The organism is Pseudomonas sp. URMO17WK12:I6, assembly GCF_003253625.1.
Lineage (GTDB): Bacteria > Pseudomonadota > Gammaproteobacteria > Pseudomonadales > Pseudomonadaceae > Aquipseudomonas.
The window spans coordinates 261,659-282,310 of record NZ_QKYZ01000001.1; the positions used below are offsets into that span (position 1 = coordinate 261,659).

Here is a 20,652-nt window from a genome sequence, read left to right on the forward strand (position 1 = left end):
GGCGGGGATTCTAACCCTTAAAAAGATCGATCCGACAGCCAGTCAAACTCAATCCATATGTGTGCGGGCCCGCGATGGCGCCATGCGCGTTTCATCGTCCGTCAAACCCGCCACTCCCTCAACACGCTATACTCCCGCTCTTTTTTCCGGAGCGACGTCATGTCCCTGCCTAGCCTGCGCCTCAAAGCCAACGCCGACCGACGCCTGCGCAACGGTCACCTGTGGGTCTACAGCAACGAAATCGATGTAGCCGCCACCCCATTGCACGGCTTCAAGGCTGGCGATCAGGCGATCCTCGAAGCCGCCGGCGGCAAGCCGCTTGGCATCGTTGCCATGAGCCCGAACAATCTGATCTGCGCCCGCCTGCTGTCGCGCGACATCAAGTTGCCGCTGGACAAATCGCTGCTGGTGCATCGCCTGAACGTCGCCCTGTCGCTGCGCGATCGCCTGTTCGACAAGCCGTTCTATCGTCTGGTCTATGGCGACTCCGACCTGCTGCCAGGCCTGGTGGTCGACCGTTTCGGCGACATCCTGGTGGTCCAGATCGCTTCGGCGACCATGGAAGCTCACAAAGATGACGTGATCGCGGCCCTGACCCAAGTGCTCAAGCCAAGCGGCATCCTGTTCAAGAACGACTCCGCAGCCCGTGACGCCGAAGGCCTCAACCGTTACGTCGAAACCGTGTTCGGCCTGGTGCCGGAGTGGGTGGCGCTGGAAGAAAACGGCGTGAAGTTCGAAGCGCCGGTCATCCAGGGCCAGAAAACCGGCTGGTTCTATGACCACCGCATGAACCGCGCGCGTCTGGCACCTTATGCCAAAGGTAAACGCGTACTGGACTTGTACAGCTACATTGGTGGCTGGGGCGTGCAAGCGGCCGCCTTCGGCGCCAGTGAAGTGTTCTGCGTCGATGCGTCGGCCTTCGCCCTCGACGGCGTCGAGCGCAACGCCGCACTGAACGGTTTCGCCGAAAAAATGACCTGCATTGAAGGCGACGTGTTCGAAGCCCTCAAAGAGCTGAAAGCCAGCGAAGAACGTTTCGACGTCATCGTGGCCGACCCTCCTGCATTCATCAAACGCAAGAAAGATATGAAAAACGGTGAAGGTGCCTACCGTCGCCTGAACGAACAAGCCATGCGCCTGCTCAGCAAGGACGGCATCCTGGTCAGCGCATCGTGCTCGATGCACCTGCCGGAAGACGATTTGCAGAACATCCTGCTGACCAGCGCCCGTCACCTGGACCGCAATATCCAGATGCTGGAGCGCGGCGGACAAGGCCCGGATCACCCGGTTCACCCAGCCATTGCCGAAACCCGCTACATCAAGAGCATTACCTGCCGTCTGCTGCCAAACAGCTGAGTACGCCGGTTTGACGGGGAGCCGACAGGCTCTCCGTCAGCCATTCTGACGCTGCGACATCTCCTCTCCCGCCCCATCGTCTTACTCTTGCAGTCCTACAAACTTGCAGGACGTTTCCCTGCACATTTGATTTGAAAGAATATAACTTACAAACTTTCTCCAACCCCAAGACTGCTCCGACAAAATTACTGGAATATTCCTACTTGATCTCCCCTTGATAAGAGTCCATTAAAGCCTATGATTGAGTTGTCACCTCGAAGTGACACTCACTATCAAATGACAAGGAGTCAACAACATGAAAGCAATTACTCTGGAAGCTAACAAAATCGCCAACCTGGCTTTTCTGGTTGCACCAAAAGCCCGCTAAGTAAATGAGACGCTGGGGAGTGCCGGCTACCCAGCGTGTTCTATGGCACCCGTCCAGAGCGAACCGCCCACCATGCAGATAAACCCATATCTATTCATACTTCCTCGCACGCCCGGCCAAATAGTCTGGGATTACAAAAATCACAAACAATTTGAACTAAGTCTTGAATACTCAAGCAGACTTACGCAACTAATCAACAACCCCGAACTTTATAACGACAGCAACATAGTTGACACTCAACTCCTGAACGCAGGAATACTGACAACATCAATACAAGGTACTGTTGAATGGGGCTGGGATGAACTGTCGAAGATATTCCATATCGGTACCAAAAACATCCCCTGCAAACATGTCCCTCAGGATATTCATGAATGGTCCAGACACTACCTGGACCACTGCACCGAAGTGCTGGCCGCTCCTGCGCCGAGCAACCGGCCCACAGAACGCCAGGCGCGGGAGCTGATTGGCCTGCCAAAGCCTTCCTGCCTGCCGGAAGGGTCTCTTGCCAACGTCCTGATCGGCCGAAAAACCTGCCGCACCTTCACGGACGCAGCAGTTTCACTGGAAGCTATCGGCACGCTGCTTTACCTGTCCCTTGGCTACTTGCATGAGCGCGAAAACGATGTCGACGAAACCCTTGTCGAAGGTCTCGATGCCCGGCGCAGCAGCCCATCCGGTGGCGGGCTGAATGCCTGCGAAGGCTTTCTTCATGTACACAACGTCAGCGGCCTGAAACCCGGGCTCTACGCCTATCATCCCACCGACCACGCCTTGAGTTTCGTCAACCCGACACCTGACTCACCACTGGGGCAGTTGCTGTGTGGACAGCACTTCATCAACAACCTGCCCGTGGGCCTGTTCATCACCAGTCGGTTCGACAAGCTGTGGTGGAAATATGAACACTCGCGAGCCTACCGAATGGCCTTCGTGGAAGCAGGGCATATCTCGCAAACATTCCAACTGGTGGCCACTGCACTGGGGTTGAACACCTGGCTGACGGGGGCGCTGGCCGATGATCAGGTCGAGGTCTTGCTGGGGATCGAGAACAGCGCGGAACAACCTTTGTTTTTTGTCGGCTGTGGCTACAGCGACGGACAAGTGATGTGCAAGGAATTGAAAGATCTTCTGAGCAGTCGGGAGCCGCAACAATGACCACTCCCATCATTGCCCCGTTGGAGCAGCCCGTGTCCTGGGCTCATCGTTACACCCTGGGCGACTGGAATACCCGTGCGTCAGTGCGCACCAGCGAACACGACTATCTATTACCACCAGACCTGGAACAGCAACTGGAAACGCGCCACTGGTTTCCTCCAGGCTTCCTGGCTTACCTGACTCACCCGGCCATCCAGGCGGCAGGTCAAACCGTCATCCATCGGTTGTCGGCCAATCATCTGGTGTACTTCCTCGACTACACCACCTTGCTTGAGCACCGCATCGTCAACCGCTCCGTGGAAACCATCATCCATGATGAACTGAACGTCCACATTCCCGCACGAATGAAGACCGCCGCGCTTCAGCTTTATACCGACGAGGGTTATCACGCCCTGTTTTCCAACAGCCTTGCCGAGCAAGTAGCCAGTTTCTACGGGATCAGCCGACGTCCGGTCATGCCCCACCGCATCATGCGATTGAACGCCCTGCTTGACGGCGCCCCGGAAAGATACAGGGCGCTGGCCTGGTTCCTCGTCGGGTTCGTGTCGGAGACGATCATTGCCAAGGAGCTGCTCGATGTCTGCCGTAACGACCTGGTTTCCAGCGTCCAGGCAATGCTCAGGGATCATCTGGCGGACGAGGCGCGCCATAGTCGCTATTTCTCTGAAGTGTTCCATTACCTGTGGCTGACGCTGAACAGCCCTCAACGCACGTTTGTCGCCAAAGCGCTGCTGGACATCATCCGGATGTTCTTCGAAGCCGATGAGCGATGGATGCGCGAAAGCCTGCTCAGCGCGGGTCTTGGCGAGACCACCATCACGGAAATTCTTGGCGGACTGACCAGCCCCCAAGCCACCCATCAACGGGCGCGATCCGGTGCTGGCGCAACGCTTCAGGCGTTAACAAAGGCTGGTTTCTTCGACTTGCCCTCCAACCAGCAACTGTTCATGAAGGCAGGGCTTATCGATGGCTGAAGGACAATCCGCGGCGACCGTCAAACAACGTCGGGGGGCGGTCAGCCTGTTGTTGGCCATGGTGCTGCTTGGCGTGTTCCCGCTGGATGTCCTGCTGCCCTCTTTCCCGGCGCTCGCCGAACACTTTCGCAGCACGCCCGCCGACATTGCGCTGTCGATCAGTCTGTTTGCCGTCGGCATAGCGGTCTCCCAACTGCTGATCGGGCCGCTGTCGGATGTGATCGGGCGCAAAGGGCTGTTGCTTGCCGGAATAACCGTTTCGATGCTGGGCGCAGTGGGCTGCACACTGACCACGGACTATGTTCACTTCCTGTTGTTCCGTGTGATTCAGGCACTCGGCTGCGGGTGTTTCGTGCTGTCACAAGCATTGATCCAGGACCTGTTCGAGGGCGAGGAGCGTGACCGGTTGCGGATCCTGATGGTGACTGCCACCGGCGTTTTCATCTCGGTCTCACCGTTGGCCGGCACGTTCCTGCAAGCCACGCTGGGCTGGCAGGGCAGCTTTGTGGTGTTTATCGCACTGGCTGGAATAGTACTGCTCAAGGCCTGTTTTTTTCTCGAAAACACTCGGCCTGCGGCAACCAGGGCGCTATCGAATATCTTCCAGCCCTACCGCCGGGTCTTGTGCGATGTCGACTTTCTGTCCTACTGGCTGATTTCAGCCTTTGCTTTCGCCTGCCATTTTTCCTTCATCGTGATTTCGCCGCTGATTTTCATGGATCGACTGCAGCTATCGGCCTATGACTTCTCCCTGGTCCTGCTGGCATACGGCGGCGCCTACATTATCGGCGGCATGGTTGCGACGCTGCTGGGTAAACGTCTCAGTCCCGGCCATCAAGTCATCAGCGGGCTGAGCCTGATCCTGCTGTCCGGCCTGATCATGCTTTACCTCTCAAGCCACTTTGCGTTGTCCCCGATCACCGTCCTGGTACCGATGCTCATCTGTACCGCCGGCACCACCATTGCCCGACCGGCCGCCACGTCCAAAGCCATGAGCCTGTTCCCTGAAAATGCGGGAACTTCGGCGTCGGCCGGCAGTACGGTGATTTTCATCTGTGGCGGGTTGATCAGTGCGCTCATCAGCCTGAGTCCGGCCAACCTGCAATCCACGCTGGGATACAGCTTTATCATCCTGAGCAGCGTGGCGCTGGTACTCAACAGTCGTATCCATAGCCGAGCCAAGAGCCCGGGAGCCAGCCCAAGCGTCGAATAATCCTGCCAGTCGTCATCCCACACGCCCCGTCAGCACTGGATCAACGTTTTCCGGCATTCCCTCCTGACGCCAGCGGTGTAGAATCGCGAGATTCATCGCCAGTCATCCCCCGGCGGGTTTATGAGCTCAAGCTGAAGCGCGCGGCGATCCCGCAAAGTTATCGGCAACTTCCGGACACACGGCCATTTCTGAGTGTTCCAGACGTCAATAGAAGCTCACTTCCCTTTTGATACCTGATTTGCCGCCCGGAGTGCTCCATGCCTGATTACCGCTCGAAAACATCCACCCACGGTCGCAACATGGCCGGTGCTCGCGCACTGTGGCGCGCCACGGGGATGAAAGATGACGACTTCAAGAAGCCGATCATCGCTATTGCCAACTCCTTTACCCAATTCGTACCGGGCCATGTGCACCTGAAGGATCTGGGTCAACTGGTCGCACGTGAAATCGAACGGGCCGGCGGCGTAGCCAAAGAATTCAACACCATCGCCGTGGATGACGGCATCGCCATGGGCCACGACGGCATGCTCTATTCGCTGCCGAGCCGCGAGATCATCGCCGACTCCGTCGAATACATGGTCAACGCCCACTGCGCCGACGCCATTGTCTGCATTTCCAACTGCGACAAGATCACCCCTGGCATGCTGATGGCCGCCTTGCGCCTGAACATCCCGGTAATCTTCGTGTCCGGCGGCCCGATGGAAGCCGGCAAGACCAAACTGGCCAGCCACGGTCTCGACCTGGTCGACGCCATGGTGATCGCCGCCGACTCCAGCGCCTCTGACGAGAAGGTCGCCGAGTACGAGCGTAGCGCCTGCCCTACTTGCGGTTCCTGCTCCGGCATGTTCACCGCCAACTCGATGAACTGCCTGACCGAAGCCCTTGGTCTCGCATTGCCGGGCAACGGTTCGACCCTGGCCACCCACAGCGACCGCGAACAGCTGTTCCTGCAAGCCGGCCGCACCATCGTCGAGCTGTGCAAGCGTTACTACGGCGAGAACGACGAGTCGGTGTTGCCGCGCAACATCGCCAACTTCAAGGCGTTCGAAAACGCCATGACCCTGGACATCGCCATGGGCGGTTCCACCAACACCATCCTGCACTTGCTGGCCGCGGCCCAGGAAGCCGAGATCGATTTCGACCTGCGCGACATCGACCGCCTCTCCCGCCATGTACCGCAACTGTGCAAGGTCGCGCCGAACATCCAGAAGTACCACATGGAAGACGTGCACCGCGCCGGCGGGATCTTCAGCATCCTCGGCTCCCTGGCCCGTGGCGGCCTGTTGCACACCGACCTGCCGACCGTACACAGCAAGACCATGGCCGAAGGTATCGCCAAGTGGGACATCACCCAGACCAACGACGAAGCGGTGCATCACTTCTTCAAGGCTGGCCCTGCGGGCATCCCGACGCAAACCGCGTTCAGCCAGTCGACCCGCTGGGAAACCCTGGACGACGACCGTGAAAACGGCTGCATCCGCAGTGTCGAACACGCTTACTCGAAAGAAGGCGGCCTGGCCGTTCTGTACGGCAACATCGCGCTGGACGGTTGCGTGGTGAAAACCGCCGGTGTCGACGAGTCGATCCACGTCTTCGAAGGCAACGCGAAGATCTTCGAAAGCCAGGACAGCGCCGTACGCGGCATCCTCGCCGACGAAGTGAAGGCTGGCGACATCGTGATCATTCGTTACGAAGGCCCGAAAGGCGGCCCGGGCATGCAGGAAATGCTCTACCCGACCTCTTACCTGAAATCCAAAGGCCTGGGCAAAGCCTGCGCCCTGCTGACCGACGGCCGTTTCTCCGGCGGCACTTCGGGCCTGTCCATCGGCCACGCTTCGCCAGAAGCCGCTGCCGGTGGCGCGATCGGTCTGGTGCAGGACGGCGACAAGGTCCTGATCGACATTCCGAACCGCTCGATCAACCTGTTGGTCAGCGACGAAGAACTGGCCGCGCGCCGGGTCGAGCAGGACAAGAAAGGCTGGAAGCCGGTGGAAAAGCGTCCACGTAAAGTGACCACCGCTCTGAAAGCCTATGCCCTGTTGGCGACCAGCGCCGACAAGGGTGCCGTGCGTAACAAAGCGATGCTCGACGGGCTGTAATACTTAACCGTCGAACAAAAAAATGCCCCGCCAAGTGCGGGGCATTTTTTTGATCGTTCCCACGCAGAGCGTGGGAACGAGATCACAGCGCTTACTGAATCTCTTCCGGTTTGACGATCACCCAGTTCTTGTCCGCCGTCACCGCCAACCCTTCTTTCGCCTGGGCCGCTGCGTGCTTGGCCATCATGCCGTTAATCTGGGTCATGTACTTGTCTTTGCGGTTGACCCACAAATGGATGCCGCCCTTGGACACGTCGACGCTGTGGAACAGCATGTAACCGTCGCTGCTCGGCGTATCACCACCCACCAGGACCGGTTTTTTCCATTCATCGATGTAGGTCAGGATCGCCGCTTGCTTGCCGGCCATCCAGGTTGCCGGAGTCCACAGGTACGGGGTCAACTCGAGGCCAAGGTTGGCCTTCTCGTCATACTTGCCCGCAGTGATCTGCTTACGCGCCGTGGTCAGTTCACCAGTCTTGCGGTCCTTGAGCATCGTGGTCACACCGATCACGTTCTGCGGTTTGACGTTGTAGCCGTACTTCGGATCGGCAGCGACCATGCGCACCAATTCTTCGGAGGCAGCGGTCATCACGTAGACCTCAATGCCATTTTCCATCAGCTTGTTGTAGAGCTCGGCCTGGCCGGTGAAGACTTTCGGCGGCTGGACGTCGATGGTCTTGACCACATCGCCGTCGTAATAAGTGCTCGGCACCGGTTTGCCAGACGCCATCAGCTCATCGACGTAGCCCTTGAGCTCTTGAAGCGTGAAGCCGGAAAACACTTGGGCGACCCATGGATAGCAGACCATGTCGTCGATTTCGCAGAGACGATAGTAGTAGCTGAACAGGCTCTCCTTGTGGTCGGCGGTGTCTTTGAACGGGATCAGTTTCAGCGAGGGGTCGAGGCTCTCGCGGGTGATCAGGCCCTTGTTTTCCATGAACGGCAACAATGACTCTTCGAGGTCGTAGCGGTAACTGGTGTTGTCCATGTCGAACACCGCGAAGTTACCCTTGTTGGCATTGGCCGCGATCATCGCGTCCAGCGCCTTGGCCTGATCCGCTGGCCAGTGCTTCAGGTCGGTAGCGAACGCCTGGCCGGCAAGGCCAAGACTCAAACCCAATCCAAGTGCAGCAGCAAGAAATTTCGGTGCAAGCTTCATCGGCGTTTCTCCCCGGTTCAAAGAAATCGACGCTAACAAATAAGTGTGACAGTCCTCGCCTGCCCGCGACCGCTTGCATCCTGATTCCGTCAGCGGCATTCCTTATAGCGGCATTGGCTTATTCCAAAAACGACAGTTGACCGCTGTTTTTGATATTAAATCATTACATATCAAGCTGTTAGGCTTCCCGGTTCGCAGTCACACACGAAGGTGGCTGGCACAAGTCTATGGAGCCTCTATGAATCTGCCGCTGATTCTCAATCTGCTGGTGTTCCTCGCCTTGCTCTTTGGCCTGGCGCAAACCCGTCACACCACCTGGAGCCTGGCGAAAAAGGTGTTGCTGGCGCTGGTGCTGGGCGTGGTATTCGGTATCGCCCTGCACACGATTTATGGTGCGGGCAACCCGGTGTTGAAAGCTTCGATCGGTTGGTTCGATCTGGTGGGCAACGGTTACGTGCAGTTGCTGCAGATGATCGTGATCCCGCTGGTGTTCGCCTCGATCCTCAGTGCCGTGGCCCGTCTGCACAACGCTTCGTCGCTGGGCAAGATCAGCTTCCTGACCATCGGCACGCTGCTGTTCACCACCGCCATCGCGGCGCTGATCGGTATCGGTCTGACCAACCTGTTCGGCCTCACCGCCGAAGGTCTGGTCGCCGGCACCCAGGAAATGGCTCGTCTGCAAACCATCCAGACCGACTATGCGGGCAAGGTCGCCGACCTGAATGTGCCGCAACTGTTGTTGTCGTTCATCCCGCAGAACCCGTTCGCCGACCTCGCTCGCGCCAAACCGACGTCGATCATCAGTGTGGTGATCTTCGCCGCATTCCTTGGGGTCGCGGCGCTGCAACTGCTCAAGGATGATGTCGAGAAAGGTCAGAAAGTGATCAACGCCATCGACACCCTGCAAGCCTGGGTGATGCGTCTGGTGCGCCTGGTGATGAAGCTGACCCCATACGGCGTGTTGGCGCTGATGACCAAAGTGGTCGCCGGCTCCAACCTGCAAGACATCATCAAGCTCGGCAGTTTCGTGGTGGTGTCGTACATCGGCCTGGGCCTGATGTTTGTGATCCATGGCGTGCTGGTGTCGGCCGCCGGGATCAACCCGTTGCGCTTCTTCCGCAAGATCTGGCCAGTGCTGACGTTCGCCTTCACCAGCCGCTCCAGCGCCGCCACCATTCCGCTGAGCATCGAAGCCCAGACCAGCCGTTTGGGTATTCCACAGTCCATCGCCAGTTTCGCTGCCTCGTTTGGCGCGACCATTGGCCAGAACGGCTGTGCCGGTCTGTACCCGGCAATGCTGGCGGTGATGGTTGCGCCAACCGTGGGCATCAACCCGCTGGCCCCGTTGTGGATCGCGACGTTGGTGGCGATTGTGACGCTGAGTTCGGCCGGGGTGGCCGGGGTTGGTGGCGGTGCAACCTTCGCCGCGCTGATCGTGTTGCCGGCCATGGGTTTGCCGGTGTCACTGGTGGCGTTGCTGATTTCCGTTGAACCGCTGATCGACATGGGTCGCACGGCGTTGAACGTCAGTGGCTCGATCACCGCTGGGGCGATCACCAGCCAGATCATGCAGCAGACGGATAAAGCGCTGTTGGACGCAGATGAGCATGGGGCGTTGGCTCAGGCTTGATTGGCGCCTGATGGATCGCTATCGCGGGCTTGCCCGCGATGCGCTCAGGCCTTCTCCCAAACCTCAAAGCTATACGCCGGTTTGTCGCCTTCTGCCGGATTCGGAACATTCGACACCAGCTTCCACTGGTTCACATCAAACTCCGGAAACCACGCGTCCCCTTCCGGGCTCAGCGCCACGCGCGTCAGGTATAGCCGATCGGCCTGCTCCAGACCTTGCGCATACAACTGCGCACCACCAATCAACATCAACTCATTGGCACCCTGCTCCAGCGCCCATTCCTCGGCGCGAACCACGGCCGCCTCCAGTGACGGATAAACCTCCGCGCCTTCCAGCTGCAGATCCGCCTGGCGACTGACCACGATGTTCAACCGGCCCGGCAGCGGACGACCGAGGGAATCCCAGGTCTTGCGCCCCATGATAATCGGCTTGCCGAGGGTGGTGGCCTTGAAGTATTTGAAGTCCCCCGGCAAGTGCCAGGGCATGCTGTTGTCGACGCCGATCACACGGTTTTCACCGAGGGCTGCGATCAGGCTGAGGGGGAGTGATTTAGTCATGCCGGCGAGGATACCAGAGCCTCCCTTACCCCGATAAGCGTCACAGCGGTTATGCTCATCGCTCAATGAAGCGACGGGATGCCGCGTGACTGAACTGACGCCCCTGCAAAACCTCTGGCTGAGCGAAACCATACGCCTGCGTGAAGAACACGCCGGGCCCCTGGATGATCTGGAAGCCAACCGAGTCGCCCGTAGCGCCGGCGGCGACCTGCCGACGCGCATTCAATGCCGCGCCCGGTGGCTGGCCGAGCGCGACGGGCAGACCCGCGCCCTCAAACACTGGCTGCAAGGCGCGCGACTGGCGTTGATCGTGCTCGCCGTGCTGGCCGTGATCAGTGGCGCCGGCCTGGCGTTTGCCGCGCTGGGCGACGGCCAGTCCCCGGTCAATGTGTTCTGGGCCTTGGGCAGCCTGCTGGGGCTGAACCTGATTCTGCTATTGAGCTGGGCCCTGGGCCTGGTGTTCGCCGGCGAACAGGGCGCCGCTCTCGGACGCTTGTGGTTGTGGCTCAGTGAAAAACTCGCCCGCGATGCCAACGCCGCGCAACTGGCGCCGGCCCTGCTGCTGTTGCTGCAACGGCAGAAACTCAATCGGTGGGCGTTGGGTGTGCTGGTCAACGGCTTGTGGTTGTTGGCGATGCTCAGTGCCTTGGTGATGCTGCTGACGCTGATGGCGACCCGGCGCTATGGCTTCGTCTGGGAGACCACCATTCTCGGCGCCGACACCTTCGTCGCCATGACCCAGGCCCTCGGCGCCCTGCCGGCCTTGCTCGGTTTCAGTGTGCCCAGCGTGGAGATGATCCGCGCCAGCGGCGATGCCGCGCTGAACATCGAAAGCGCCCGCCAGGCCTGGGCGGCGTGGCTGGTGGGCGTGCTGCTGGTGTACGGCGTGTTACCGCGTTTGCTGCTCGCATTGTTCTGCCGGTGGCGCTGGAAAACCGGCCAGGCAGCCTTGCATCTGGACTTGAACCTGCCAGGTTACGCCCAACTGCGCGAACGGCTGATGCCCACCAGCGAACGCCTGGGTATTAGCGATGCCGCGCCTGAGCAACTTCACCGGGTTGAAAACGCGGCCAGCGATCTGCAAAGCGATGGCGCACTGTTGGTGGCCATCGAGCTGGACGATCAACGCCCCTGGCCACCGCAGCTGCCGAAAAGCGTCAACGACGCCGGCATCCTCGACAGCCGCGAATCCCGGCACAAACTGCTTGAACAACTGAGTCGCTTTCCCCCGGCCCGGCTGGCCATCGCCTGCGATCCACGGCGTTCGCCGGACCGTGGCAGCCTGGCACTGATTGCCGAACTGGCTCGCAGCGCCACCGCCACCCGCGTGTGGTTGCTGCAAGCGCCGCCCGGCGAAGCGCTGGATGCCGAACGCCTGGGCGACTGGCACGTTGCGCTGCAACAACTGGACTTGCCATTCGCCGATTGCGCGCCGTTGAGCTGGCTGGAGACGGGTCATGACTGATGCCTGGAAACGGCCATTGAAACTCGCCGTGGTCGGCCACACCAACGTCGGCAAAACCTCGTTGCTGCGAACGCTGACGCGGGATGTCGGCTTCGGTGAAGTCTCCCATCGCCCCAGCACCACGCGCCACGTCGAAGGCGCGCGATTGTCGGTAGACGGCGAGCCGTTGCTCGATCTGTTCGACACGCCGGGCCTGGAAGATGCCATCGCCCTGCTCGACTACCTCGAGCGCCTGGAGCGACCCGGTGAACGCCTCGACGGCCCGGCGCGGCTGGCGCGCTTCCTTGAGGGCAGCGAAGCCCGGCAGCGCTTCGAACAGGAAGCCAAGGTGTTGCGACAATTGCTCGCCTCCGACGCCGGCCTCTATGTGATCGACGCTCGGGAGCCAGTGCTGGCCAAGTACCGCGACGAACTGCAAGTGCTGGCCAGTTGCGGCAAACCGCTGCTGCCAGTGCTGAATTTTGTCAGCAGCGCCCAGCAGCGCGAACCGGATTGGCGTGAAGCCCTGGCGCGGTTGGGCTTGCATGCCTTGGTGCGGTTCGACAGCGTCGCGCCGCCGGAAGATGGCGAACGCCGACTGTATGAAAGCCTCGCGCTGCTGCTGGAAAACTCCCGCGAACAACTGGAACGCCTGATCGCCGATCAGCAGGCCCAACGCCTGGCCCGTCAGCAGAGTGCAGCGCAGTTGATTGCCGATTTATTGATCGATTGCGCCGCCTGCCGCCGCAGTGTCGCCAGCGAGGCGGAGCAGGAACAGCAAGCGATCAGCGAACTGCGCAAAGCGGTGCGTCAGCGTGAACAACGTTGCGTCGAAGCCTTGCTCAAGCTCTACGCCTTCCGCCCACAGGACGCGGCGGCCAGTGACCTGCCGCTGCTCGATGGTCGCTGGGGCGATGACCTGTTCAACCCGGAAACCCTGAAACAACTCGGTGTACGGGTCGGCGGTGGCATCGCGGCTGGCGCGGCGGCCGGGGCCGGCGTCGATTTGCTGGTGGGCGGCCTGACCCTCGGCGCGGCGGCACTGGCCGGAGCGATTGCCGGCGGCGCCCTGCAAACCGCCCGCAGTTACGGCAGCCGCCTGCTGGGCAAGATCAAGGGCCAGCGAGAACTGACTGTCGACGACAGCGTGCTGCGGTTGTTGGCCCTGCGTCAGCGACAACTGTTGCAAGCCCTGAACCAGCGCGGGCACGCGGCGATGGACAGCATTCAGGTCGCCACACCACAGGACAAAACCTGGCGCGAAGGCAAACTGCCGGAAGCGCTGAACAAGGCTCGAGCACATCCGCAGTGGTCGTCGCTCAATCCTCATTCGAAGGTGAATCAGGCGGAGCGGCAGGAGCAGGTTGAGGTGTTGGCGCAGCAGCTCTAACCAACGATCGTCAGCGCCAATCCAGTTTCAGAAACTCTTTGGCCAATGCCTTCACACGGCTACGATCGGTCCTGTTCGCTCGCCCGTCATTGTCCACATCCGAGCTCAACACCCACTCAAAAACCCCATCGTTATCCAGATCGCGGACCGCAGCCTTGTAGGCAATCCTCGGTCCGTCATGAAAATGCAGTCGTACCGTCTCAGGCGTACCGTCAGCGGATGGATTCTGCGAGAAGATGCGCAAGTGCCGCTCCTCAGCTTCATCCGCGTTATACCAGGCGCATTTCAAGTACGTTTTGCCAAACGACTTGAGCTGTTGACGATCCGCGTCCGTCGCCTCGCGCTGCAACTGTTCACCTTCAAAGAACTGGAAAACGACGGTATCTGCCGAGCCCTTCCCGCTTCGATCCTGTGCAATAACTTTCAAAAAATGCATCCATGCGCTCCTTTGCGAAAAGGCCAGATTGATGCTTCGACGCGCGTTGATCCATAAACCGATTCCCTATCGTGTGTCAGACAACTCAGCGCAGAACGCCGGACAACAGGCCCGCAGCCTTGCGTTTCAAGACGTCGAGGTCCATCACCGGCACGTCCATGTCCTTGGCGCGCTCATCCCACTGACGCATCCGCAGACTGACCTCGCACAATGGATCGCGCTCAAAAGCCTCAGCCTCTTCAGCGCTCATCACCCCGCCCTGATACTCCAGCGTCCGCCGACTGGCTTCACTCAAACGCTCGTAGTACCCAGGCTCTCTGAGCGTCAGATAACGCTTGGCCTGCACGTGATATTCCACCAGCCGCGCCATGCGTTCGCTGAAACCGGCCCGACGCAAATAATCAGCGCCCAAACGCTCATGGCTGACCACCCCGAAGCCACCCATGCTCTCGACCCCCTCGGCACAGAGATGCCCGATGTCGTGAAAGAACGCCGCCAGCACCACTTCATCATCGAAGCCCTCGGCCATCGCCAGTTCGGCCGCTTGCGACATGTGCTCGATCTGCGACACCGGTTCACCGATGTAGTCGATATCGCCAAACCGTTCGTACAGACCGAACACCTCGGCGATCACTTGCTGATGTCGGTCCATCACCTGTCTCCCAATAAGCTGGCGACATTACGTTCCGCCAACGCCGGCCCGACGCTCATGCCGACACCGGTGTGCATCAGCGCCACGCTCACACCCGGCATCGGCCGCAGAAAGGAGAACGGGCCAGGACCGCGTGAACCGTAAACACCCTGCCAGCGCTCGACCACTTGGACCTTGCAGCCCAACGTCTGCTCGGCCAGTTCGAGCATCCAGTCGTCCACCTGTTCGGCATTGAACGGTGATGAATCGCTGCCGTAATGGTGGGAGTCGCCGATGATCAACTCACCGTACGGTGTCGGGCTGATCAGCAGGTGAATGCCGTTTTCATACAGATGAGGAGTGTCGCGCAAAATCTGCGCCTGTACCGCCGCGGCTTCCGGCAGATCGGCGAAGGCGCCGTAGTGCACGCAACTCAGACCGGTGAGCAGTGCGTGTTGCAGGTTGAGGTTGATCTGCGGCCGGGCGCGGAGCATTTGCAGGCGGCAGATTTGCGGGTTGAGTTCGGCAATCGGCTCGGCCAGCAAAGTTTGATAATCGTGGCCGGAGCAAACGATGATCTGCTCGGCGCTGAAGGTGCCGGCGGTGCTGTGCAAGCGGCCCGGCTCGATGTCGCGCACCAGGGTGGTAAAGTGAAACTCGACGCCCAACTCACGGCGCAGGTAGTCGATCAATGCCGGAATCGCCTCGCGGGAATACAGCTGTTGGTCGTCCATGCCGTGCAACGCGACGCGGTGATGGCTGAACTGACCGCCGTATAAATCCCGCAATGGGTTGCCGCGCAACAGCTCGACACGGTAACCGTGCTCCACGGCACGCCCGGCGCAGAAGGCTTCCAGCAGGTGTTCTTCCGCTTCGGTACGCGCGAACAGGTACGAGCCGTTGCGCTTGAGGTGCAGGCCGGCAAGTTCTGCCCATCGGCCCCAGATGTCGCGGCTGGCCTTGGCCAGTTCCAGCATTGGTCCCGGTGGTTGGCCGGTGACCAGTGCCTGGCCGAAGTTGCGCACCGAAGCGCCCAATGGTGTGGCGCTGCGTTCGAAGACTTTGACCTTGAGGCCGCGCCTGGCGGCGGCATAGGCGTGGGACAGGCCGAGAATGCCGGCGCCGACGATCAGCATGTCGCTGTGGTGTGTCATGAAGATAATCCCGCTTTTTGTGGCGAAGAAGCTTGCTCCCGCTGGGGCGCGTAGCGCCCCCCCTCTCTATCTGAAAAGAAGGGGCCTGCTGCGCAGTCCAGCGGGAGCAAGCTCCCTCGCCACAAGGTGTGAGTCCGTTACTTGGCAGCCACTTTCTCGGACTTGCCGTCATAGCGCTTGCGCCATTCAGTCAGGATCTCGTCGCGATTCTTCGAGGCCCAGGCAAAGTCGTTCTTGATCAGGCGCTGCTCATAGTCCGCCGGCAATTCGGTCTGTGGCTTGGCGATACCCGGTTGTGCGAGCACTGCGAAGTTCTCTTTATAAAGCTCCATCGCCGCCGGGCTTGCAGAGAAGTCGGCCAGTTTCTTCGCTGCTTCTTCATGCGCGGTGCCTTTGATCACGGCAGTCGCTTCGATCTCCCAGCCCAGGCCTTCTTTCGGCAGGATGATGTCCAGCGGCGCGCCTTGGCGCTTCAGTTGAACAGCCGGGTATTCGAAGGAAATACCGATCGGGAATTCACCGGCAGCGGCGAGCTTGCACGGCTTGGAACCGGAGTGAACGTACTGGCCGATGTTCTGGTGCAGGTCGTCCATGTACTGCCAGCCCTGCTTCTCGCCGAAGGTTTGCAGCCAGGCGCTGACGTCGAGGAAACCGGTGCCGGACGAGGCCGGGTTGGGCATGACGATCTTGCCTTTGTACTCAGGCTTGGTCAGGTCCTGCCAGCTCACGGGTTTGCTCAGCCCCTGCTTTTCGGCTTCGACAGTGTTGAAACAAATGGTCGCCGCCCACACGTCCATGCCGACCCAGGCCGGTGGGTTGGCGGCGTCGCGGTAGTTGCCGCCGATTTTTCCCAGGTCCTTCGGCGCGTAGCTTTGCAGCATGCCTTGCTGATCGAGGATCGCCAGGCTCGATGCCGCCAGGCCCCACACTGCGTCGGCTTGCGGACGGGCTTTTTCGGCCAGTAGCTTGGCGGTGATGATGCCGGTGGAGTCGCGCACCCACTTGATCTCGACGTCCGGGTTGGCCTTCTCGAAGGCTTCTTTGTAGGTCTTCAGTTGTTCGGCTTCGAGGGCGGTGTACACCGTCAACTCGGTTTTCGCAGCGAAGGCGTTCAGGCTGAAAGCGGTGAGGACAGCAGCGGCCAGGGCCAAGGGCTTGAACATGGTGCAATTCCTGTGTGAGTTGAAGGTGTGAATCAAAGACCGGGCGCGGTCTGCCGCCAGGCCTGGGAGCGGCGCAATAAACCGCGCGAGGCCCAGGCCAGCAGCAGGGACACGCCCGCCGAGGTGAACAGAATCAGGGTCGACATCGCCGCCGCGCCGCCGACGTTGCCGGCGTCGTCCATGTTCAGCACCGCCACCGCCGCGAGGATGGTGTCAGGGCTGTAGAGGAAGATTGCCGCCGAAACGGTGGTCATGGCCGAGACGAACAGGTAGCGCACGATGTCCAGCAACGCCGGCAGGCAGATCGGCACGGTGACTCGCAGGTAATGCCGATACAGCGGCGCCTTGAGTGACAGCGCGGCGGCTTCGAACTCGGCGTCGAGCTGGCGCAGCGCGGTGGTCGCGGTCATTTGCGCAGTGGTCAAATAGTGAGCAATGGTGCAAACCACCAGCAGCGTCATGCTGCCGTAGAGCACATGCAGCGGATTGCCGCTGAGGTTGAAGAAGAAGACGTAACCCAGGCCCAGCACCAGCCCCGGCACCGCCATCGGTACGAAACTGAGCATGCGCAGTGTCAGATTCAGCCCGCGCTGGCCACGGGTTTTCTCCATCAGGTAGGCGCCGGTGAAGATCAGCACGCTGCCGATCAACGCCGTGCACAACGCCATCTTCACGCTGTTGCCATAGGCCAGCCAGCCGCCGCCCGCGGTGTCGTTGAACTGGTAATGGTTGAGCGACAGCGACAGGTTGTACGGCCAAAATTTCACCAGCGATGAGTACACCGCCATGCCGAACACCAGCAGCAACACCGCGCAGATCAGCAGCACGATGGCCAGATAACAACCGTCGCGCAGCCTCGACGGCATTGGCTGAAAGACTTGCGCCCGACCACTCATGGAATCGCCATGACGCCGACGCAGCCAGGCGTCGACACCAAAGCTGAACAGCGCCGGCAGCAGCAGAACCATGCCGATCAGTGCGCCGCGACCGAATTGTTGCTGGCCGACCACCGCTTTGTAGGCTTCCAGCGCCAATACCTGATAGTCGCCACCGACCACCACGGGCACACCGAAGTCGGTGATGGTCAGGGTGAACACCAGACAGAACGCTGCGAACACCGCCTGACGCGTCGCCGGCCAAGTGATGCTGCGAAAGGCTTTCGCCGGGCTCGCGCCCATGCTGGAGGCGGCATCGAACAGTCGCGCATCCGCCAGGGACAGCGCTGACAGCAAAATCATCAAGGCGTGCGGGAAGGTGTAGATGACCTCGCCGAGCACAATGCCCCAGAAGCCGTAGATGTTGTCCGAAAACAGACCGCGCAACAGGCCCTGATTGCCGAACAGATAAACCAGCGCAATCCCCGGCAACATCGACGGCGCCATCAACGGCAGCAGCGATGTACCGCGCCAGATGCCTTTGCCAGGAATCAACGTGCGTTGCAGGGCGTAGGCAAACAGGTAGGCCAACGGTACGACCATCGCCGCCACGCTGAGGGAAACCTTCAGGCTGTTACCCAGCAACCAATGGAAATTCGCACTGGTCAGCAATTCACCGGCAGCCACCAGACCACCGCCCTGCCCGGCCTGCGAACTGAACCCGCGCCAGAAGATCGCCAGTAACGGCATCAACACTGCCACACAGAGCAACACCAACAACAGCAGCTTGCCGCCGACCACGAACAGCCGGTCGCCGATCTCGGCACGGGAGGCCTGCCGAACCTGCTTGTGCGGTATCGGCAGCGCGACGTTCGCGCTCATCAGGCGAACACCTGCAGGCTACGCGGCGGCAAGGCGACCATGATCTGCTGCGCACCGAGACGCGGCATCGCTTCCGGCGCCAGTTCCGCCAGCAATGCATGACCCGGCAGCTGATCGAGTTCGAAGCTCATGCGGCAACGATTGCCGAGGAAAGTGATTTCGCGAACCTTGGCCGGGAACAGGTTTTCTTCATGCACCAGCGGGTTGACGTTGATCGCCTCGGGGCGGCAGAACAAGCGGCCCGACGCGGTTTTCGCACTGCCTTCGGCCAGGCGCATGTGCATCCCGCCGACCAGGGCATGACTGTCGCTGCTACGGCGGAACGGCAGCCAGTTGCCCTGACCGACGAACTCCGCCACAAACGGTGTGGCCGGGCGGTCGTAGATGTCCTGCGGTGTGGCGTACTGCTCGACCTTGCCGTTGTTCATCACGGCGATGCGGTCGGCCATCAGCATGGCTTCGTCCTGATTGTGCGTGACCATCAGGGTGGTGATGCCGAGGTTGCGCTGCAATTGGCGCAACTCGGTGCACAGATGCTCGCGGACCCGGGCATCGAGCGCCGACATCGGTTCGTCCAGCAGCAACAAGGAAGGGGCCGGCGCCAGAGCCCGGGCCAGCGCTACGCGTTGCTGCTGACCGCCGGACAACTGGCCGGGGTATTTTTTCTCGCTGCCGGTGAGGCCAACCAGCTCCAGCATCTGACCGACACGCTTGCGCACCTCATCGCGACCGCTGCCGGCGAGGCCGTAGGCGATGTTCGCTTCGACGGTGAGATTGGGAAACAGCGCGTAGGACTGGAAGAGAATGCCGTAGTCCCGGGCCTGAGGCGCCAGGTGGGAAACGTCGCGATCACCGAGGTATAACTCGCCGCTGTCCTGGCGCTCAAGGCCGGCGATGCAACGCAGCAAGGTGGTCTTGCCACAGCCCGACGGCCCCAGCAGACACACCAGTTCACCGGCTGCCACGTCGAGGGAAACGTTATCCAGCGCGGTGAACGCGCCGAAGCGTTTCTGCACGCCGCGCACTTTCATCGGCGCACCGGGGTTGGTCAGGGCAGTTGCGATCGAGTGGTTCATGGACAGGCCTCATCAAGCAGATGAGGGCCATCCTAGGTTTGCAATGCGTCCGTCATGTGGCAACGAGGCAAAAACGGCCGATAGTGGTATTCGGGGATTTTAGTTGGATGGAACGAACAGTGAATAACCTGTGGCGAGGGAGCTTGCTCCCGCTGGGTTGCGAAGCGGCCCCAGAAAATGGGCCTGCTGCGCAGTCCAGCGGGAGCAAGCTCCCTCGCCACAGGGATCTACGCGGGGGCCATTTCCTGCGCCAGTCCGAGAAACGCCGCCGGCAGCCGGGCGCCTTTTCGCTCCTTGAGGCAGTACAGGTACTCGGGAATCTGCGGCGCATTCTCGAGGGTCAGCACCCGCAATTGCGGATCGTGCGGCACTTCCTGCCGCGCGATGATGCTGATGCCGATGTTGCGCAGCACCGCTTCACGAATCGACTCGCGGCTGCCAATCTCCAGCAGCGGCCCGAAACTCACCCCGGCACTGGCCAGCAACTCTTCGGTCAAGCGCCGGGTGGTCGAGCCCGACTCGCGCATCAACAAGGTGTGCCCCGCCAGCGCACTGAGCGGCACATGGTCATGCACCGCCAGAGGATGATTACGATGCACCGCCAACACCAGTGGATCACTGCCTAGCACCCGGCGGATCAGCCGCGCATCGTCGAGCAACTGCGAGGACGCGGCAACATCGACCCGGTAATCCTCCAGCGCTTCGAGCACCTGCTGGGAGTTGCCGATTTCCACCGACACCTCCACCTGCGGCAAGCGCTCGCGAAAGGTCTTCACCAGATCGAGGATGTAATACGGCGCCGTGGCGGCGATGCGCAACGTGCCCTGGACCTGACCGCTGTTACGCAGGAAGAACTCGATATCGGCTTCCTGCTGCAGCAGTGCCTTGACCATCGGCAACAGCCGCGCACCTTCGTCGCTGACGCTGAGGCGGCGGCCGCCACGGTAGAACAGCTCAACCGAATACTGGCTTTCCAGGTGCCGGATCTGGGTCGTCACCGTCGGTTGGCTCAGGCCGAGCTTTTTCGCCGCCAGGGTAATGCTGCCCAGCCGGGCCACCATGTAAAACGCCTTCAGCTCGGCACTCAGCACACC

Annotated in this window: 17 protein-coding genes; 8 read left to right on the top strand and 9 right to left on the bottom strand. The window is 60.7% G+C overall.

Features of this window, described 5'->3' with window-relative positions; all coding sequences use genetic code 11:
- Positions 1-159: 159 nt before the first annotated feature.
- From F475_RS01265 to ilvD, 5 genes are all read left to right on the top strand, one after another.
- Positions 160-1,356, top strand: coding sequence for a class I SAM-dependent rRNA methyltransferase (locus F475_RS01265; protein WP_017341306.1), 1,197 nt, complete (start codon positions 160-162; stop codon positions 1,354-1,356).
- 439 nt (positions 1,357-1,795) lie between these two features.
- Positions 1,796-2,875, top strand: a complete 1,080-nt coding sequence (locus F475_RS01270; protein ID WP_064621366.1) for a SagB family peptide dehydrogenase — start codon at positions 1,796-1,798, stop codon at positions 2,873-2,875.
- Positions 2,872-3,849 carry a diiron oxygenase gene (locus F475_RS01275; RefSeq protein ID WP_111452990.1) on the top strand — a complete coding sequence of 326 codons (978 nt, stop codon included), beginning with the start codon at positions 2,872-2,874 and terminating at the stop codon, positions 3,847-3,849. Before F475_RS01270 ends, F475_RS01275 begins: the two co-directional genes overlap by 4 nt.
- Complete coding sequence (locus F475_RS01280; protein ID WP_111452991.1) at positions 3,842-5,062, top strand: MFS transporter; 1,221 nt, start codon at positions 3,842-3,844, stop codon at positions 5,060-5,062. Before F475_RS01275 ends, F475_RS01280 begins: the two co-directional genes overlap by 8 nt.
- Positions 5,063-5,319: 257 nt before the next feature.
- Complete coding sequence (gene ilvD / locus F475_RS01285; RefSeq protein ID WP_018928674.1) at positions 5,320-7,161, top strand: dihydroxy-acid dehydratase; 1,842 nt, start codon at positions 5,320-5,322, stop codon at positions 7,159-7,161.
- Between the two features lie 91 nt (positions 7,162-7,252).
- Here ilvD and F475_RS01290 read toward each other — a convergent pair whose 3' ends face one another.
- Positions 7,253-8,320 (bottom strand): hypothetical protein, encoded by a 1,068-nt coding sequence (locus F475_RS01290; RefSeq protein ID WP_018928673.1) that lies wholly within the window; start codon positions 8,318-8,320, stop codon positions 7,253-7,255.
- 238 nt (positions 8,321-8,558) lie between these two features.
- On the opposite strand from F475_RS01290, the gene F475_RS01295 reads away from it, so the two are divergent.
- Positions 8,559-9,950 (top strand): L-cystine transporter, encoded by a 1,392-nt coding sequence (locus F475_RS01295; protein WP_111452992.1) that lies wholly within the window; start codon positions 8,559-8,561, stop codon positions 9,948-9,950.
- A gap of 44 nt (positions 9,951-9,994) precedes the next feature.
- Here the strand turns inward: F475_RS01295 and F475_RS01300 are convergent, their stop codons facing one another.
- Positions 9,995-10,507: a dihydrofolate reductase gene (locus tag F475_RS01300; RefSeq protein WP_111452993.1), complete on the bottom strand. Its 513-nt coding sequence runs from the start codon at positions 10,505-10,507 to the stop codon at positions 9,995-9,997.
- An 85-nt stretch (positions 10,508-10,592) separates the two neighbouring features.
- On the opposite strand from F475_RS01300, the gene F475_RS01305 reads away from it, so the two are divergent.
- Positions 10,593-11,972 (top strand): DUF2868 domain-containing protein, encoded by a 1,380-nt coding sequence (locus tag F475_RS01305; RefSeq protein ID WP_111452994.1) that lies wholly within the window; start codon positions 10,593-10,595, stop codon positions 11,970-11,972.
- Complete coding sequence (locus F475_RS01310) at positions 11,965-13,341, top strand: GTPase/DUF3482 domain-containing protein (protein ID WP_096479415.1); 1,377 nt, start codon at positions 11,965-11,967, stop codon at positions 13,339-13,341. The genes F475_RS01305 and F475_RS01310 overlap by 8 nt, the downstream gene beginning before the upstream one ends.
- A 10-nt stretch (positions 13,342-13,351) precedes the next feature.
- Here the strand turns inward: F475_RS01310 and F475_RS01315 are convergent, their stop codons facing one another.
- The 7 genes from F475_RS01315 to F475_RS01345 form a co-directional block, all read right to left on the bottom strand.
- Positions 13,352-13,777 carry a hypothetical protein gene (locus tag F475_RS01315; protein ID WP_064620988.1) on the bottom strand — a complete coding sequence of 142 codons (426 nt, stop codon included), beginning with the start codon at positions 13,775-13,777 and terminating at the stop codon, positions 13,352-13,354.
- Between the two features lie 85 nt (positions 13,778-13,862).
- On the bottom strand, positions 13,863-14,429 hold the full coding sequence (locus F475_RS01320; RefSeq protein WP_111452995.1) for a phosphonate degradation HD-domain oxygenase: 567 nt from the start codon (positions 14,427-14,429) through the stop codon (positions 13,863-13,865).
- The gene (locus F475_RS01325) at positions 14,429-15,562 is read right to left on the bottom strand and encodes a TIGR03364 family FAD-dependent oxidoreductase (protein ID WP_111452996.1); all 1,134 of its coding nucleotides are present in this window, start codon (positions 15,560-15,562) and stop codon (positions 14,429-14,431) included. The genes F475_RS01320 and F475_RS01325 overlap by 1 nt, the downstream gene beginning before the upstream one ends.
- Before the next feature lie 137 nt (positions 15,563-15,699).
- Positions 15,700-16,725 carry a putative 2-aminoethylphosphonate ABC transporter substrate-binding protein gene (locus tag F475_RS01330; RefSeq protein ID WP_064620991.1) on the bottom strand — a complete coding sequence of 342 codons (1,026 nt, stop codon included), beginning with the start codon at positions 16,723-16,725 and terminating at the stop codon, positions 15,700-15,702.
- Between the two features lie 32 nt (positions 16,726-16,757).
- Positions 16,758-18,482, bottom strand: a complete 1,725-nt coding sequence (locus tag F475_RS01335; RefSeq protein ID WP_111452997.1) for a putative 2-aminoethylphosphonate ABC transporter permease subunit — start codon at positions 18,480-18,482, stop codon at positions 16,758-16,760.
- On the bottom strand, positions 18,482-19,558 hold the full coding sequence (locus tag F475_RS01340) for a putative 2-aminoethylphosphonate ABC transporter ATP-binding protein (RefSeq protein ID WP_064620994.1): 1,077 nt from the start codon (positions 19,556-19,558) through the stop codon (positions 18,482-18,484). Before F475_RS01340 ends, F475_RS01335 begins: the two co-directional genes overlap by 1 nt.
- 227 nt (positions 19,559-19,785) lie before the next feature.
- Positions 19,786-20,649, bottom strand: coding sequence for a LysR family transcriptional regulator (locus tag F475_RS01345; protein ID WP_018928662.1), 864 nt, complete (start codon positions 20,647-20,649; stop codon positions 19,786-19,788).
- Positions 20,650-20,652: the final 3 nt, after the last annotated feature.